The organism is Curtobacterium flaccumfaciens, assembly GCF_018598405.1.
GTDB classification, from domain to species: Bacteria; Actinomycetota; Actinomycetes; order Actinomycetales; family Microbacteriaceae; genus Curtobacterium; species Curtobacterium aurantiacum.
The window spans coordinates 17,349-33,140 of record NZ_JAHEWS010000004.1; the positions used below are offsets into that span (position 1 = coordinate 17,349).

A 15,792-nucleotide genomic window follows, 5' to 3' on the forward strand; every position below is an offset into this window, starting at 1 on the left:
GTTCGACGACCGTCAGAGCTCGACGACGGCGAGCGCGCCGCGCTCACCGCGCAGCCGGACCTGCACGCTCTTGATCTCGTCACGCGGGATGTCGGTCGAGGCCGACAGTCCGCGCGCGTCGGCACCGGCAGCCGTCCACGACCCCACGGTCTGGGCCGAGCCGTCGGTCCGGACGACCACGAGGTCGTAGAGGATCGAGCCGTCGGCGGACCACTCCTTGCCGCCGTACGAGCACCCCCAGTCGAAACGGGTGCCCCACTGCTCGCCACTGATGGCGAGCTCGACGTCGAGTCCCTGCACGCCGGTCATGTCGAACCGGTCAGCGGTGGCCGCTGCCGTCGGAGCGGCACCGGCCTGAACCGTGGTGCGCTCCCCCGCTGCCCCGACCGCGAGCCCGCCGAGGACGGCGGCGACCACCGCGAGCCCCGCGGTGGCGGCGACCCACACCCGGCGACGGCGGCGGCGGTGTCGGACGCGGTGGGCGACGGAGGCGAGGTCGCTCTCGGAACCGGTGTCGGGCCTCCCGTCCGGTTCTGCGATCTCGATCGCCTGGTCGGCCGGCAGCTTGCCGAGCAGACCCGGCAGACCGACCAGCTCGGCGACTGCGGCCGCACAGCGGTCGCACGTCTCGAGGTGCCGCTCGTACTCGAGTCGTTCGTCGGCCGGGAGCGACCCCAGGACGTACGCCGCATCCCACTCTGCGTACTTGTCGTCGCTCATCGGGTCACTCCTCGTTCCTGCAGCGCGAGCCGGAGGGCTCGCAGCCCGTAGTGCAGCCGCGACTTGGCGGTGCCCTCCGGGATGTCGTGTCGTCGTGCGATCTCCGGCACGGTGTGCCCGAGCCAGTACGCGTCCACCACCACGCGACGGTGGTCCGGGGTCAGCGACGCGAGTGCGTCGGCGACCACGATCCGGTCCAGCACGGCGTCCGTGCTGTCCGACTCGATCCGCTCCACCTGGTGTTCGGTGCTGCGCTCGCGGCGGTTGCGTGCCGACCGTGCCTCGTCGACGACCAGGTTGCGCGCCACCGTGAACAGCCACGCCCGCGCGCTGTCGGGTGCCCGTTCGAGCACGGCCGGACGCTGCCAGGCGCGGACCATCGCCTCCTGCACGACGTCCTCGACCGTCGAGCCGTCCCGCGTCAGGTGCCGGACGTACCGCGTGAGCGCGTCGCCGTGCTCGCGGTACAACGTCGCGAGCAACTCGTCCGCGGAACGACTCGTCACGGTCACTTCCCGAGGTCGAGGGAGAACTCGACGGAGCCCTTCCCGTCCACGGTGACGAAGCCGAGCGAGGGGGCCTTCACGCCGTAGTCGGCGAATGTGATCGGCACGGTGCCGGCGACCTGGACGGTCCCGCCCTTGCCGACCGCGACCTGGGCGTCGGCCGTGACCGGCTTCTCGACGCCGTGCAGGTCCATCGTGCCGGTGAGGGTGACGTCCTGCGTGGAACCGTCGAGCGCCTTCGTGACGTCGACGGGCTTCGTGAGCTCGAACGTCGCCGTCGGGTACTTGTCGGTCTGCAGCGCCGTGGAGCGGAAGTACTCGTCGCGGGCGGCTTCGGGCGTGGTGATCTTGCCGACCTGGACGGTGACGGTCGCCTTGGCGAGGGAGCCGCCGTCGACGACGGCGGTGCCCTTGACGTCCTTCGTGCGACCGACCACGTTCACATCATTCCCCTGCAGGACCTCGTGCACCCGGTACCCGGCGTACGAGCTGCTCTTGCTGGTCCAGGTGCCGTCGGCGTCCTTCGCGTCGAGGGTGCCGGACGAGGACGCCGACAGCGAGGGTGCTGCGGCGGCCTGGCCGTTGACGGTGTTCGCGTAGATGACCGGGCCGGCGATGACGGCTGCTGCCGCCACGACGACGACGCCGGCGGAGATCCCGATGATGACCTTGGTTCGTTTGCGGAGTGCCATACCCTCAACGACGAGACGGCAGGGCGGATCGTTCAAACCGGTTTTTCCGCGAGGTCCGACAACGGGTTGTGCATCTGGCATTTCACCGGCATATTCGAGCACCATGAACGCTCGCAAGGACACCGCCGGTGGAGCGACCGCCGAGTCGTCGATCCGGAAGACCTACGCCGGCAACCACGCCTACTACCGGTTCGTCGGGTAACACATCGCTGTCGGGCTCATGTTCCGTCTCTTCGTCGGGGGCACGGTTGCCCTGGTCCTCGGCATCACGTTCCTCCTCGTGCAGGTGCTCGATGAGCTCGCACCAGCTGGTTCGACCGACGTGATCACGGTGTGGGACCACCCGTCGTCGCACTCCGCTTCGTTCCGAGCGCTCGTCGAACGCGCAGCCGCCGCGCACGACATGACCGTCCTCAAGGAGTCGAGGACCGAGGGGTCGTCGGGCGTGGTGCGGCACGAGTACGTGGTCAACCCCGACGCGGCGAGGACGTTCCAGCTCTCGCAGGACGACGTCCCCGGGTTCGATCCGACCCTCGTGACCCGGTTCCGTCCGTTCTCGGACCTCCCGTCCAACCGCATCAACGGGACCTACCTGACCGACGCGGGGACCGGAGCAGCCAGGGATTTCGCATCGGCGCTCACCGCCGAGGACGTCACGGTGACCGTGCACCCACTCTCGCCGATGTCGCTCCTGCTCTGGGCGACGTCGGAAGCCCCGCTCGTCCCGATCAGCGGCACGATGCTCCTCGTCATCGTCGTCGGAGCTGTCGCGTGGCAAGGCTCTCGGCGGAACATCCGCTCCGTCACCACGGTGTTCGGTCGACCGACCAGCGCGTCCGTCGGCAGGGACCTCGGCGTGCTGTCCTCCGCGATCGCAGCGACCGGAGCGGGAGGCCTCGCCCTGTCCGTCGCGCTCCTCGCGCTCGGCGGACGACCTGATCGGCTCGACCTGTTCCTCGGGGCCGGCGCAGTCGTCCTGACGGGCACGATCGCCTTCGCCGCTGCCGCTGCCCTCGTGGCCGCAGTCTGCACGTCCGGGTCGGTGACGCGCGGGATCGACGGTGCACGGCCCTGGAAACGTGTGCTCACCGTGTCGTTGGTCAGCAACGTCCTCGTCCTCGCGCTCTCGACGGCAGCAGCCGCATCCGCCAGCGCGAGCATCACCCTGGCTCGTGACGACGCTGCCGAACGGAGCATGTGGGCCCCGTCGCTCGAGGACGTCCGGCTCACCTTCGAGTCGTCGAACAGCGAACTCGATGCAGCACAACCTGAACTGGCAGCGATGTACGACCGCCTCGACCGAGCCGGCAGCGCCGTCCTGGCCGACCACGCGATCGCAGCAGATCGCTCGAGTCACGACCCCGACGCGGGCAACGTCGTGATCGTCAACGCGCAGTACCTCGTGGAGCAGACGCTGCGGTCACCTGCTGGGTCCCGCCTCCTGCCTGCGGACCTCGACCCGCGCGCGCTCACGTTGCTCGTGCCCGAGGGCGCGGCGGTCACGGCGTCCGACCAAGAGGCATGGCGCGCCTTCCTGCACTTCCAGCGCAGCAACTCGGCCGATCCGAGCAGGATCCCCACCGCCATCGAGCTCGACCTCCGGCCGATGGAGGCGCAACGCGTGTTCACCTACGCGACCGACGACCTCGGTGCGACCAGCACACAGAGCGACGCAGTCGTCGCGGTCCTGCCGTCGGCCACACCGTCCGTCTCCGAGAACTTCATCATCTCGAACATGACGACCGGGGAAGTCGTCTTCACCGACCCCGTCGGACTCCGGTCCGACCTCGAGCAGCACCGCCTGACGGAGAGCGTGGCGACCATCGAGCCGCTCCGGGACCCGGTCTCCTACCGGTCCACGGTGATCGATCGCGACCTGCACCAGGACCTCGCCGCGATGGGGGTCCTCGTCCTCGGGCTCGCCGCTTCCGCCGCGGTGACCGCCCGAGCAGTGACGATGATCGGCCACCGCCGCGCGACGATCTCCTGGACGCACGGGATGTCCGCCGTGCGTGTGACGGCAGGCCTGCTCGCGCTCCCGGTCGCCGCGCTCGTCACGGCCGGAGCCCTGCTGGTCGGTCGGGAGCCGGACCGGGTCACAGCCATCGGCTGCGTCGCGCTCGACGTGGTCATCGTCATCGCGGCGACCGTGATCTTCCGCACCGCTCGCCGCACCCGCGCCACGAGTCGTCCCTGAACGAGGAAGCAACCCCATGCACAGTCCGGTCCTCTCCGCGAGCGGTATCCGACGATCACACGGCTCCCATGCGCTCCTCGAAGGAGTGAGCCTCACCGTTCCTGCCGGATCCGCGCTGGCCGTCACCGGGCGCAGCGGGAGCGGCAAGTCCACGTTGTTGCGGTGCCTCGGCCTGCTGGAGCGGGTCGACGGCGGCGAGATCCGACTGCACGGCGAAGACGTGACCCGGGTCACCGCACGGCGCCGAACACAGCTCTACCGATCGACCGTCGGGCACCTGTTCCAGAACGGTGCGCTCGAGGACAACTGGACCGTGCGTCAGAACCTCGACGTCGCGTTCATCGGGTCGCCCATCCGGCACGCTGATCGCCGACAGGTCCGACGATCAGCACTCGAGCGGGTCGAGATCGCCAGATCAGAACGGACACGGACGCACACGCTGAGCGGGGGTGAGCGACAGCGTCTGGCCATCGCGCGGCTCCTCATACGACAGCCCGAGGTGGTGTTCGCGGACGAACCGACGGCAGCACTCGACGAAGCGACGGGAGCAGCGATCATCCATCAGCTGTCGACGCTCCGCGAGGCTGGGGCTGCAGTCGTCGTCGCGACCCACGATCCGGCCGTGGCGCGCTGGGCCGATGAGTGCCTCGAACTCACGACGACCGGGCGGTGATCAGTCGACGGTGCGAGCACGTTCCTCGTCGGTGCGGTGCTGGTCGACCGCCGCTGCGTCGTCGGCCGCTGCGTCGTCTGGGGTCACGGCGTCGTCGTCGCTCGCCGGGGTCTCCCCGCGCATCCGCACGAGGCTCGCAAGCGTCGACACGGCCATCGCCGCGACGATCACCAGCAGGGACACCCACGTGTTGATCTCCGGTGCCCACGCGATGTGGTCGCCACCGTTCAGGAACGGCAGCTCGTTGTCGTGCAGCGCGTGCAGGACGAGCTTCACGCCGATGAAGGCCAGGATCACGGCGATGCCGTACTTCAGGTAGACCAGACGCTCGAGCAGTCCGCCGAGCAGGAAGTAGAGCTGGCGCAGGCCCATCAGCGCGAAGACGTTCGCGGTGAACACGATGAAGGGGCTCTCGGTGATGCCGAAGATCGCCGGGATCGAGTCGAGCGCGAACAACAGGTCGGTGGTGCCGATCGCGATGAGCACGATGAGCAGCGGCGTGAAGTGCCGGACACCGTCGTGGTGGGTGCGGAACTTCATGCCGTCGTACGTGTCGGTGAGACGGACTCGACGGCGCAGCAGCCGGACGACGAAGGTGTCCTTCTGCTCGTCCTCGTCCTCGCCGCGGAGCTGCTGGATCGCCGTCCAGATCAGCCAGGCGCCGAAGATGTAGAAGATCCACGAGAAGTTCTCGATGAGCTGCGCGCCGACCAGGATGAAGATCCCGCGGAGCACGAGCGCGATGATGATGCCGAGCAACAGCACCTCTTGCTGGATCTTCTTCGGCACCGAGAAGCGCGCCATGATGATCACGAACACGAACAGGTTGTCGATGCTCAGGCTGTACTCCGTGAGCCAGCCCGCCAGGAACTGCCCGGCTGAGTCGCCGTCGGCGAAGACCAGCATCAGGACCGCGAAGATCAGGGCGAGCCCGACGTAGACGCCCACCCAGATGCCGGATTCGCGCAGCGTCGGCACGTGCGGGCGACGCGCGACGATGAGCAGGTCGGCGAGGAGGATCGCGACCAGGGCGATCATCGAGCCGACTTCGAACACGACGGGGAGCTCGGGCATGCGGAGCCTTCCTTGCTGGTGGTGGGGCGGGCCGCTTCGTGAGCGACCCGCACCAGTCTCCGGCATGATCCGGGCGGTGGCGAACCCCGAGGCTGCGTGCGGCGGACAGGCTCGTCCCGCTCGGCGGCCGTCGCGCCGTTCGGACGCGCCGTAGCCTGGGCGCGTGGCGACTCCGCGAGCGATCTGCTTCGACCTGGACGGGACGCTGTTCGACCACCACGGGTCCGCTCGGGTGGGCGTGACCCGGCTCCTGCAGGGCTTCGGAGTCGAGGCGACTGAGGCGGTGATCCGGGCCTGGTTCACGGCCGAGGACGAGCAGTTCGAACGCTGGCGGTCCGGGGCGATCAGCTTCCGGGAACAGCGACGCGCGCGGCTCCGCACGGTCCTGCCGGACCTGGGTGTCGAAGTGCCCGGGGACGACGCCGGCCTGGACGCGGTGTTCAACGACTACCTGCGTGCGTACCGGGAGGCCTGGCGGCTCTTCCCCCAGAGCCTGCCGCTGCTGCACGAGCTGCGCGCAAACGGACACCGCCTCGGTCTCTTGACGAACGGCACGGAGAGCCAGCAGCTCGACAAGCTCGCTCGGACCGGCCTGGTCCACGCGTTCGACGTCGTCTGCGTCTCGGAACGCATCGGGTTCCAGAAGCCGGACGTCCGAGCGTTCCACACCCTGGCGGGACAGCTCGACGTCGACCCGGCGGACTGTCTCTTCGTGGGTGACGACCCCGAGCGCGACGTGGCCGGTGCCCGAGCAGCCGGGATGCGGGCGGTGCTGGTCGACCACGCGCAACCGGAGCGCCCCGGCATCCGGGCGCTCGTACTGTCAGCGCTCTGACGCCACCGCGTCCGCGACGGCCCGGGCGACCTCGATGGCGGGGACGTCGGTGGCGTCGATGACCTCGGCCTCGGCGTGCAGCCAGCCGCGCGCCGCCTCGGCGTAGGCGTCGACGTACGCGAACCGGAAGGTCGACGGACCCACGACCGGGTCGTTCTGGATCCGGTCGTGGAGCGTCTGGCCTTCGACGTGCAGCACGAAGTGCCGGACCGGGATCGCATGGGCTGCGAGCCCCGCGGCGATCTCGCGCCAGTAGGCCTCGACCAGGACCGTCATCGGCATGATGAGCGGCCCGCCCACGTACTCGTGCACCCGGCGAGCGGTCTCGACCACGAGCGGCCGCCACGGGTCCCAGTGCTGGAAGTTGTCGCTCGCCGGCAGCCCCGGTGTGACGTCCATCAGCACCTCGCCGACCTTCTCGGCGTCGAGGATCCGCGACCCGGGCAGCAGCGGCTGGAGCAGTCGGCTCGTCGTCGTCTTGCCCGCCCCGTGGGTTCCGTTCAACCAGACGATCACACCAGGACCCTAGCCGCCGACCACCCCCTGGGGCGGTCGGCGGCCGGTCGGAGCAGGCCGGCCGGAGCAGGCCGGTCAGCGCTCGTCGGTCAGCGCCGGTCGGTCAGCGACCGCTGAGGTCGTACGGGCGCACCGTCGAGTCCACCGTCGTCAGGTACCCACCTCCGGCGAGCGCCGTCGGCAGCGTGATGGTGCGGAGCACGGACGGCGTCGCCCCGGCGGTGTCGATCTGGGTGATCTTCCCCTCGTCGCCCCGCGTCACGAACACACTGCGGCCGTCGTCGGTCGCCGCGGTGAACCGCACCGATGCTCCGGTGGCCGGCTGTCCGGCGACGGGGCCCTTCCGCAGCGACGTGAGCGCGACCGAGGTCGTCGGGCCGGAGTAGGCGCCGTCGGCCTGCTTCCGCACCAGGACGAGCGAGTCCCCGGCGCCCGACGTCAGCGCGACGGCGGCGAACCGGGCGGTGACGGCGACCCGGGTGAAGGATCCGGTACCGAGGTCGACGCTGCTGATCCTGCTGGACGACGTCGACGAGGTGGTCAGGTACGCGGGGACGGCGTTCCACGGGGTGCCGGCTGCCGTGCTGCCGGCCTGGGTGCCGACCACGGTCGTCCCGTCCGGTGCCATCCGGGGTCGGTAGCTCTGCACGCTCGGCTTCGGGTAGGCGACGGACCGGGAGCCCGTGAAGCCGGTCCGCGTGACCCGGACGGTCTGCACGCCGGCGGCCAGGTCGGAGCCGATCACGGTGCCGGTGGCATTGACGATCGGCCCGTGCGGGTAGGCGCCGAGGGGCGTGGTCGCCACGGGGCGCGGGTGCGTCGCGCCCTGCATGATCGCGGAGACGGAGTAGGCGTCGAGGCGTCCGCCCGCGGTGACGACCAGGCGCAGGGGGCTGCCGACCAGGAACGTCTCGAGCTCCTCGGTGCCGCGCTTGCCCGTCGTGGCGAGCTGCACCGCCGAGGTGTCGATCCGGGCGGTCCGCTCCGTCTTCCGTCGAAGGTCGATGACGGTGACCCGCTGCCGCTCGGAGCCGTCGAAGTCGGAGCCGACCGCCAGGTGTCGGCGCGCGGTGTCGGTCGACAGCCAGCCGGCGCGCTCCCAGCGACCGTCGGCGTTCGGGATCGCGTAGTGCTGGGCGATGCGTGCCGTGCCGCGGGGGCCGATGGCGAGGACGTCGAGCTGCGGCTTCGACTCGTCCATGAACACGATCCGCCCGTGGCCGAGCTGCACGGAGCCCGCGTGGGTGCCGAACTCGATCCCGCTCAGGGTGGCGGTCCGCCGACCGGTCACGGCGTCGTTGACGTACACGCGCTTCGCCGTCGGGTCAGCCGTGACGAGCCAGCTGTGGTGGGCGGTCCGGGTCACGGCGGATGCAGCCGACGCGGGGACGGCGATCGCGGTGGCGACGAGGGGGACGAGCCCCGCGAGGACGAGTGCTGGGAGCAGACGTGGAGGTCGAGCGGACATGGGGCTCCTGGGGTGCAGTGTCGGATGACGGTCGTCTAAACGATAACCGTTCTCATCTAAACGAGGCGATCCAGAACGGTACGAAGACGCTCAGCATCCCGACGAAGGGGATGGCACCCACGGCCACCGACAGGGCAGCGAAGCAGATCGCCGGTGTCCTGGCCTCGAGTCCGCGGAGCCGCACCGCCGCGACGAGCGCGCCGACCGCGAACGGGAACGTCACGAGGACGGCGTACATCGGCCACGACAACGGCGCCCACGACTCCGCGCTCTCCCCCACGGCTCCGACGGAGACGATCGAGCCGGCGACGACGAGCACGATCTCGACGACCGGGGGCAGGGCGATCGCCACGTCACGCACCACCCGTCGCCGCTGCCGCCCCATGCGCCGACCCTAGTGATCCGCGATGTGCGTGCCTCCCCGCCTTCCACCAACCGGCCGTGCCAGGGTCGAGCCGTGCAGAACTCCACGACAGTCGTCATCGCCGGATGCGGCGACCTCGGGACCGAAGCCGGCCTGCGCTTCGCCGACCAGGGCCACCACGTGCTCGGCCTCCGCCGCCGTGCCGAGCTGGTCCCCGCACCGATCACCGGCCGGAGCGTCGACCTGCGCCACGAGGTCCCCGAGATCCCCGCCGACACGAGCGTCGTCGTCGTGGCCTTCGCCGCCGGCAGCCGCGATGTCGACGAGTACCGCGCCACCTACGTCGACGGCCTGCGCAACGTGCTCCACGGCATCGACGCCTCGGAGGCCGACCCCCGGGTGCTCGTCGTGTCCTCGACCGCCGTGTACGACGTCTCGGACGGCAGCGAGGTCACCGAGGAGACCCCGGCGCGCGGGGCGACGCCGACCGCCGAGGTCCTGGTCGAGGCCGAGGTCCTGCTGCGCGAGCGCGCTCCCGGCGCCGTGCTGGTCCGGCTGTCGGGCGTCTACGGCCCCGGGCGGGAGCGCCTGATCGACCAGGTCCGGTCCGGCTCGGCACGACTGGCGCCGGGCACCTCACCGCACACGAACCGCATCCACCGTGACGACGCCGCCGCCGCGCTGGTGCACCTGGCGGCCCTGCCCGACCCGGCGCCGCTCTACCTGGGGACGGACGACGAGCCGAGCCGGCTGGACGACGTGCTGCGGTTCCTGGCCGACGAACTCCACGTCGCCGAGCCGTCGACGGGCGACGGTGACGCGCGGCAGGCCGGCGGCGACAAGCGCCTGTCGAACGCGCTCCTCCGGTCGACGGGATGGACACCCCAGTACCCGACGTTCCGCGAGGGCTACCGCGCCGTGCTGGCCGGCGAGGGCACCCGCCACCCCTGACGCGCACCGACGCGACCACAGGCGGACTGGAGGCCCGTGGCGACACCGCCACGGGCCTCCCGTCCGTCAGGCGGTCCCGTCGACCGCGCGACGCTCGCGTCCGCCCCGGTGCGGCAGGAACGTCTCGTCCCGCAGGGACTGCTCGATCTGTTCCAGGGACTTGCCCTTCGTCTCCGGCACCCGCAGGAACACCAGCACCCAGCCGAGCACGTTCAGCGCGGCGTAGACGAGCATCGTGCCGCCGAGGCTGATCCAGCCGGTCAGGGTCAGCGCGGTCGAGGTCACCAGCAGGTTGGCACCCCAGAGCACCATGGCGTGCAGGCTCGTCGCGGCGGCTCGGATCCGCAGCGGGTACATCTCGGAACCGACGAGCCACCCGACGACCTGGATGCCCCCGGCCTGGAAGAACATGAACGCCAGGATCAGCACGAGCGTGAGCACCGGTGAGGGCTTGCCGTCCTGCACGTAGAAGAGCACACCGAACAGGCCGATGCTCACCGCGGCACCCGGCAGCATCACGAGGGTCAGCCGTCGACGCCCGATCCGGTCCACCAGTCGCGACCCGACGAACGTCATCACGAGGTACACGACGCCCACACCGACGTTCGCCCACAGGGAGTAGACGTGCGGGAACCCGGCGTCGGTGAGGATCGTCGGCGTGTAGTAGATCATCATCTCGAGGCCGGTCAGCTGCGTGAACGCGGCGACGATGAGCCCCGCGATCAGGGCCGGCCGGACCCACGGCTTGCGCAGCTGGGCCCACTGCCCGGCACCGGCGCTCGGTTCGGCCTCGTCGAGCTTGCGGATGTCGTCGAGCTCGTCCTCGGCGGCACGGTGGTCGGGCCGCAGCCAGCGCAGCACCCGACGGGCCGGACCGATGCGGTCCTGCGACACGAACCAGCGCGGGCTCTCGGGCAGGCGGAGCATCCCGAGCAGCAACACGATGGCGGGGGCGGCGGCGACCCCGATCATGAAGCGCCAGGACACGACGCCGTTCAGTGCCACCCCGACGATGGCGGCGGACAGGATGCCGACGCCGATCGCGCAGTTGAACACCGTGACCAGGCTGCCGCGGCGCGGGCCCGGGGCGATCTCGGCGATGTAGGTCGGGATCGTCTGGGTCGAACCACCCACCGCCAGACCGAGGAACAGCCGGCTGAGGATCAGGAACACCGGACTCGGCGACACCGCGGCGAAGAGCACGCCCAGGCCGAAGACGCCCGCGATGAGCAGGATGGTGCGCCGCCGGCCGATCTTCGCCGAGATCGGACCGGTGACGAGTGCGCCGAGGATCGCGCCGACCAGGATCGACGCCGTGATGAACTCCTTGACGGCGGAACCGATCGAGAACTCCTTGCCGATCTCGATGAGCGTGCCGGAGATGACACCGGTGTCGTAGCCGTAGAGCAGTCCGCCGAGTGCGGCGACGAACGCGACCCGGGTGACGTGCCGTTTCGTGACACGAGCCGTCTCGGCCGACCCGGTGTCCTCGGGGATCTCCGGGGGGACGCCGGGCACCTTGTCGTGCTCGTCCTCGTCGGTGGTGGTCGTCATCGCGTCCTCTCCGTGCCGGGCGCGCCCCGGACCGGCGGTCACGGTAGGCGGACCAGCACGTACGGACGTTGAGGAAGCGTCGCTCGCGCTCAGTGCCCCCGGTGGTCCTGGATCGTGATCCGCGGCCCGAACGACGGCTTCCGGAACCCGGAGCCGCCGATCAACCGCACGACACGTTCCCGGTGCCCGCGCCAGGGTTCGAGCAGCTCGAGCATCCCGTCGTCGTCTACGGGGGCACCGGTCAGCGCCCACCCGACGAGCGCCGGCACGTGGAAGTCCCCCACGCTCGGTGAGTCCGGGTCGCCGTGGGAGCGCTGCGCGGTCTCGGCGGCGGTCCACGGACCCACCCCGGGGATCGACTGGAGCTTCGCGGACACCTCGGCTCCGCCGCGGCCGTGCGCCAGGGTCCGCTCGAGTGCCGGAGCCAGCTTCACGGCACGCATCACGGTGGCCGAGCGCCCCGGTTCGATGCCGGCGCGGTGCCACTCCCAGCTCGGGATCCGCGCCCACGTCGAGGCGTCCGGCGGCACCATCATGCCCGCGGGGGCCGGGCCCGGCGCAGGGGTGCCGTGCCGACGGAGCAGGTACCGCCACGCGCCCCACGCCTGCCGCGAGGTCACCTTCTGCTCCATGATCGCCGGCACGAGCATCGCGACGACGGTGTTCGTGCGGAGCAGCCGGAGCCCGGGCTGCCGGTGTCGTGCGGCGGCGAGGAACTCGTTGCCCGAGACGTCGAACGACGACCAGTCGTCACCGCGTCCGAGCAGGTCGGGGGCGTGCTCGACCGCCCACGGTGCACCACTCCCCCACGCCGACACCGCGATGGTGTCGCCGGCCCGCCGGATCGCCACGGAGGCGAGACCGGAGGGCGTGCGCAGCGCGAGCCACACGACGCCGCCAGCCACCTGGAAGGCCGGGTCGCCGGAGCCGCGCTGCAGGGGCCGCAGGGTCGACGCGACGTCCACCGCGCCTCCAGGCCGGTACACCGTGTCGACGCGAGCCGCATCGTCGGACGCACCAGCTGCTGCCGTCGCGTCGCCGGACTCGCCTGCAGCAGCAGGCGACGAGGCGGAAGCGAGCGGGGACACACGGGGATGGTAATGCGGAACCACCGTCAGTCATGATGGGCACTGATCCCCACCACCCGACGACGGAGTTCCCATGCGCATCGGCATCCTCACCTCCGGAGGCGACTGCCCCGGCCTGAACGCGGTCATCCGCGCGATCGTCCTCAAGGGCATCGCCATCTACGGACACGACTTCGTCGGCTTCCGCGACGGGTGGCGCGGCGTCGTCGACGGCGACATCGTCCCGCTCGGCCGCAAGGACATCCAGGGCATCGCGAAGCAGGGCGGCACGATCCTCGGCACCAGCCGCACGAACCCGTTCGAAGGCGCCAACGGCGGCGTCGAGAACATCTCCGCGACCCTGCAGCGTCACGGCATCGACGCCGTCGTCGCGATCGGTGGCGAGGGCACGCTCGCCGCCGCGAAGCGCCTGACCGACGCCGGCCTGAAGATCGTGGGCGTGCCGAAGACGGTCGACAACGACCTGGGCGCGACCGACTACACGTTCGGGTTCGACACCGCCGTCGCCATCGCGACCGAGGCGATGGACCGCCTGCGCACCACCGGTGAGTCGCACTCCCGCTGCATGGTCGCCGAGGTGATGGGCCGGCACGTGGGCTGGATCGCCCTGCACTCGGGCATGGCCGCGGGCGCGCACGCGATCCTCATCCCCGAGCAGAAGACGAGCATGGAGCAGATCGCGAAGTGGGTGCGCGCGGCCTACGACCGCGGTCGCGCACCGCTCGTGGTGGTCGCCGAGGGCTTCGTGCCCGACCACGAGGACACCGCGCACACGGAGCGCGGGCTCGACGCATTCGGGCGCCCGCGACTCGGTGGCATCGGCGAGCGCCTCGCGCCGCTCATCGAGGAGATGACGGGCATCGAGACGCGGGCCACGACCCTCGGGCACATCCAGCGCGGTGGGACCCCGACGGCGTACGACCGGGTGCTGTCGACGCGGCTCGGGCTGGCGGCGATCGACTCGGTCGTCGAGGAGCGCTGGGGCCGGATGGTGGCGCTCCGGGGCACCGAGATCGAGCACGTCTCGTTCGAGGAGGCGCTCGGCGAGCTCAAGACGGTGCCGCAGGCGCGGTTCGACGAGGCCGCCATCATGTTCGGGTAGGTGGGGAGCGGGCTGGCTGGCTGCTTCGGGCGTACCGGGTCGAATCGGGCGTACCGGGTCGAATCGGGCGTACCTGGTCGGTTGTTCTGCCCCGGTACGCCCGATTCCGCCAGGCATCGCGCGCGTTCTGGGAAAGAACGGGCACGCCGCCGGGTCCGCCGACTCTGCGCCCGGTCAAATCGGGCGTACCTGGTCGGATCGGGCGTACCAGGTCGGTTGTTCTGGCCCGGTACGCCCGAATTCGCCAGGCATCGCGCGCGTTCTGGGAAAGAACGGACCGCTGGCCGGGAGGCCCGGGGTAGCGTCCGGCGCATGACCCGCGCCGTCCTCGTGTCCCGTGCAGCCCCGCCCACCGTCACCGACGTCGACCTGCCGGATCCGGCCGAGGGCGAGGCCCTCGTCGACGTCACGTACTCGAGCGTCAACTTCAAGGACGGACTCGCGCTCGCCAGGAACCCCGGCGTCGCCCGGCTCGATCCCCTCGTGCCGGGGATCGACGTCGTCGGCACGGTCTCCGGGCTCGGGCCGGGTGTGCACGAGGTCGCGATCGGCGACCGGGTGGTGCTGAACGGTGCCGGACTCGGTGAGACCCGGCACGGGGGCTGGGCAACGCAGGCCGTGGTGCCGTCCGGGTCGCTCGTCGTACTGCCCGAGGCGATCGACGACTCGTTCGCGGCGGCCATCGGCACCGCGGGGTTCACGGCGATGCTCAGTGTGCTGGCGTTGGAGCGCTTCGTCGCGCCGGACGACGGGCCGGTGCTCGTGACCGGGGCGTCGGGCGGCGTCGGCACCGTGGCGATCGCACTCCTCACGGCCCGCGGGTACCGGGTCACGGCGTCGACGGGTCGCGCGGCCAACACGGAGTCGCTTCGCCGACTCGGCGCCACCGAGGTGGTCGACCGCGGCACCCTCTCCGATCCGGGCAAGCCGATGCAGCGGGCGACGTGGGCAGGTGCGGTGGACAGCGTCGGCGGGGCCACCCTGGCGAACGTGCTGGCCTCGACCCGGTGGGGAGGAGCGGTGACCGCGTGTGGGTTGGCCCAGGACTCTGCGCTGCCGACGACGGTGCTGCCGTTCATCCTGCGGTCGGTCTCGCTGCTCGGGATCAACTCCGTCGATGCCCCGCTCGAGCTCCGACGTCGAGCGTGGGACCGGCTCGCGACCGACCTCGACGCGGCGCTGCTCGCCGACGTCACACGGACGGTCACCCCGGAGCAGGCCATCGCGGTGGGGGCCGAGGTGGTAGCGGGGCGCGTGCACGGGCGGACGGTCGTCGCCGTGGCCGGATGAACTCCCCGGCTCGGACAGCGTGTTTTTTAGCAAACGTTTGCATATTGGCACGCTAGGATTTCGAGTGTCGATTTCGTCCTCGAGGAGATGACATGCCGGTCCCCAAGTCCACCGTGGAGAGCTCTCCCCGGAAGCTCCTGCGCGACGTCGTGTACGACAAGATGCTCGCGGCCCTTCGCGACGGCACACTGCAGCACGGCGAACGCCTGAACGACGACGAGCTGGTCCAGTGGCTGGGTGTGAGTCGCACCCCGATCCGCGAGGCGATCGCGAAGCTCGTCGACATCGGCCTGGTCGAGATGGAGGCGAACCGGTACACCCGCGTCGCCACCCCGACCTTCGAGGACTGGGTCACCGCGACCCGCGCGACCGCCGGGTTCTTCGAGCTCAGCCTCCGCTGGGGCGTCCCCGAGTACAGCGACGAGGACGTCGAAGCCCTCAGCGCGCTGCTCGACAAGGCCGACCGGATGCGCAAGGTGCGGGACTACGGCTTCAGCGGCGCCCTCACCGAGATCATCGAGTTCGCGGTCGAGCACTCCGGCAACCCCCTGGTGCAGAACGCCGCAGTCGGTGCCATGGAGCGGGTCCGCTTCACGCTCAACCCCACGCCGGCGTTCGAGCAGTACGGGTCCGAGGCGTTCTTCTCGATCCTGCGCGAGGCCCTCACGGAGCGCGACGGCGAAGGTGCGGCCGAGGCCGGACGCGCCCTCACCCGCAACTTCGAGCAGCACATCGAGACGGTCCGCGCAGACCGCGGCTGAC

At 70.8% G+C, this 15,792-nt stretch carries 16 protein-coding genes; 7 read left to right on the top strand and 9 right to left on the bottom strand.

Translation table 11 applies throughout. The features are described from left to right. Positions 1–12 precede the first annotated feature (12 nt). The 3 genes from KK097_RS03580 to KK097_RS03590 are packed head-to-tail and all read right to left on the bottom strand — an operon-like array spanning position 13 to position 1,918. Positions 13–720, bottom strand: a complete 708-nt coding sequence (locus KK097_RS03580) for an anti-sigma factor family protein (RefSeq protein WP_214543730.1) — start codon at positions 718–720, stop codon at positions 13–15. Continuing rightward, positions 717–1,232: a sigma-70 family RNA polymerase sigma factor gene (locus KK097_RS03585; RefSeq protein WP_214531448.1), complete on the bottom strand. Its 516-nt coding sequence runs from the start codon at positions 1,230–1,232 to the stop codon at positions 717–719. Before KK097_RS03585 ends, KK097_RS03580 begins: the two co-directional genes overlap by 4 nt. Beyond that, positions 1,229–1,918, bottom strand: a complete 690-nt coding sequence (locus tag KK097_RS03590) for a YceI family protein (RefSeq protein ID WP_214543731.1) — start codon at positions 1,916–1,918, stop codon at positions 1,229–1,231. Before KK097_RS03590 ends, KK097_RS03585 begins: the two co-directional genes overlap by 4 nt. Before the next feature lie 220 nt (positions 1,919–2,138). Between KK097_RS03590 and KK097_RS03595 the strand changes: the two genes are divergently transcribed. After that, positions 2,139–4,115, top strand: a complete 1,977-nt coding sequence (locus KK097_RS03595; protein WP_214543732.1) for a bacteriocin-associated integral membrane family protein — start codon at positions 2,139–2,141, stop codon at positions 4,113–4,115. A 16-nt stretch (positions 4,116–4,131) separates the two neighbouring features. Continuing rightward, the gene (locus KK097_RS03600) at positions 4,132–4,788 is read left to right on the top strand and encodes an ATP-binding cassette domain-containing protein (RefSeq protein ID WP_214531445.1); all 657 of its coding nucleotides are present in this window, start codon (positions 4,132–4,134) and stop codon (positions 4,786–4,788) included. On the opposite strand, the gene KK097_RS03605 is transcribed toward KK097_RS03600, so the two are convergent. Further along, positions 4,789–5,862: a TerC family protein gene (locus KK097_RS03605; RefSeq protein WP_214543733.1), complete on the bottom strand. Its 1,074-nt coding sequence runs from the start codon at positions 5,860–5,862 to the stop codon at positions 4,789–4,791. A 163-nt stretch (positions 5,863–6,025) separates the two neighbouring features. Here KK097_RS03605 and KK097_RS03610 point away from each other — a divergent pair, with 163 nt between their 5' ends. Then, the gene (locus tag KK097_RS03610; protein ID WP_214531443.1) at positions 6,026–6,697 is read left to right on the top strand and encodes an HAD family hydrolase; all 672 of its coding nucleotides are present in this window, start codon (positions 6,026–6,028) and stop codon (positions 6,695–6,697) included. On the opposite strand, the gene KK097_RS03615 is transcribed toward KK097_RS03610, so the two are convergent. The 3 genes from KK097_RS03615 to KK097_RS03625 form a co-directional block, all read right to left on the bottom strand. Then, positions 6,686–7,213, bottom strand: coding sequence for a DEAD/DEAH box helicase family protein (locus KK097_RS03615; protein ID WP_214543734.1), 528 nt, complete (start codon positions 7,211–7,213; stop codon positions 6,686–6,688). The two genes, KK097_RS03610 and KK097_RS03615, sit on opposite strands and share 12 nt — an antisense overlap. Positions 7,214–7,316: 103 nt before the next feature. Further along, positions 7,317–8,681, bottom strand: a complete 1,365-nt coding sequence (locus KK097_RS03620) for a hypothetical protein (protein ID WP_214543735.1) — start codon at positions 8,679–8,681, stop codon at positions 7,317–7,319. 52 nt (positions 8,682–8,733) lie between these two features. After that, the gene (locus KK097_RS03625; RefSeq protein WP_214543736.1) at positions 8,734–9,066 is read right to left on the bottom strand and encodes a hypothetical protein; all 333 of its coding nucleotides are present in this window, start codon (positions 9,064–9,066) and stop codon (positions 8,734–8,736) included. Between the two features lie 72 nt (positions 9,067–9,138). Here KK097_RS03625 and KK097_RS03630 point away from each other — a divergent pair, with 72 nt between their 5' ends. Beyond that, complete coding sequence (locus tag KK097_RS03630) at positions 9,139–9,996, top strand: NAD-dependent epimerase/dehydratase family protein (protein WP_214543737.1); 858 nt, start codon at positions 9,139–9,141, stop codon at positions 9,994–9,996. A 66-nt stretch (positions 9,997–10,062) separates the two neighbouring features. Here the strand turns inward: KK097_RS03630 and KK097_RS03635 are convergent, their stop codons facing one another. After that, entirely contained in the window at positions 10,063–11,550 is a 1,488-nt protein-coding gene (locus KK097_RS03635; protein WP_214543738.1) for a sugar porter family MFS transporter, read from the bottom strand. 89 nt (positions 11,551–11,639) lie between these two features. After that, positions 11,640–12,638, bottom strand: a complete 999-nt coding sequence (locus KK097_RS03640) for a DNA-3-methyladenine glycosylase family protein (protein WP_439647645.1) — start codon at positions 12,636–12,638, stop codon at positions 11,640–11,642. A gap of 73 nt (positions 12,639–12,711) precedes the next feature. On the opposite strand from KK097_RS03640, the gene KK097_RS03645 reads away from it, so the two are divergent. The 3 genes from KK097_RS03645 (at position 12,712) to KK097_RS03655 (ending at position 15,791) form a co-directional block, all read left to right on the top strand. Continuing rightward, positions 12,712–13,740 carry a 6-phosphofructokinase gene (locus tag KK097_RS03645; protein ID WP_214531437.1) on the top strand — a complete coding sequence of 343 codons (1,029 nt, stop codon included), beginning with the start codon at positions 12,712–12,714 and terminating at the stop codon, positions 13,738–13,740. Positions 13,741–14,052: 312 nt separating this feature from the next. Beyond that, on the top strand, positions 14,053–15,030 hold the full coding sequence (locus tag KK097_RS03650; RefSeq protein ID WP_214543739.1) for an acrylyl-CoA reductase family protein: 978 nt from the start codon (positions 14,053–14,055) through the stop codon (positions 15,028–15,030). Positions 15,031–15,122: 92 nt separating this feature from the next. Further along, on the top strand, positions 15,123–15,791 hold the full coding sequence (locus tag KK097_RS03655; RefSeq protein WP_214531299.1) for a GntR family transcriptional regulator: 669 nt from the start codon (positions 15,123–15,125) through the stop codon (positions 15,789–15,791). Position 15,792: the final 1 nt, after the last annotated feature.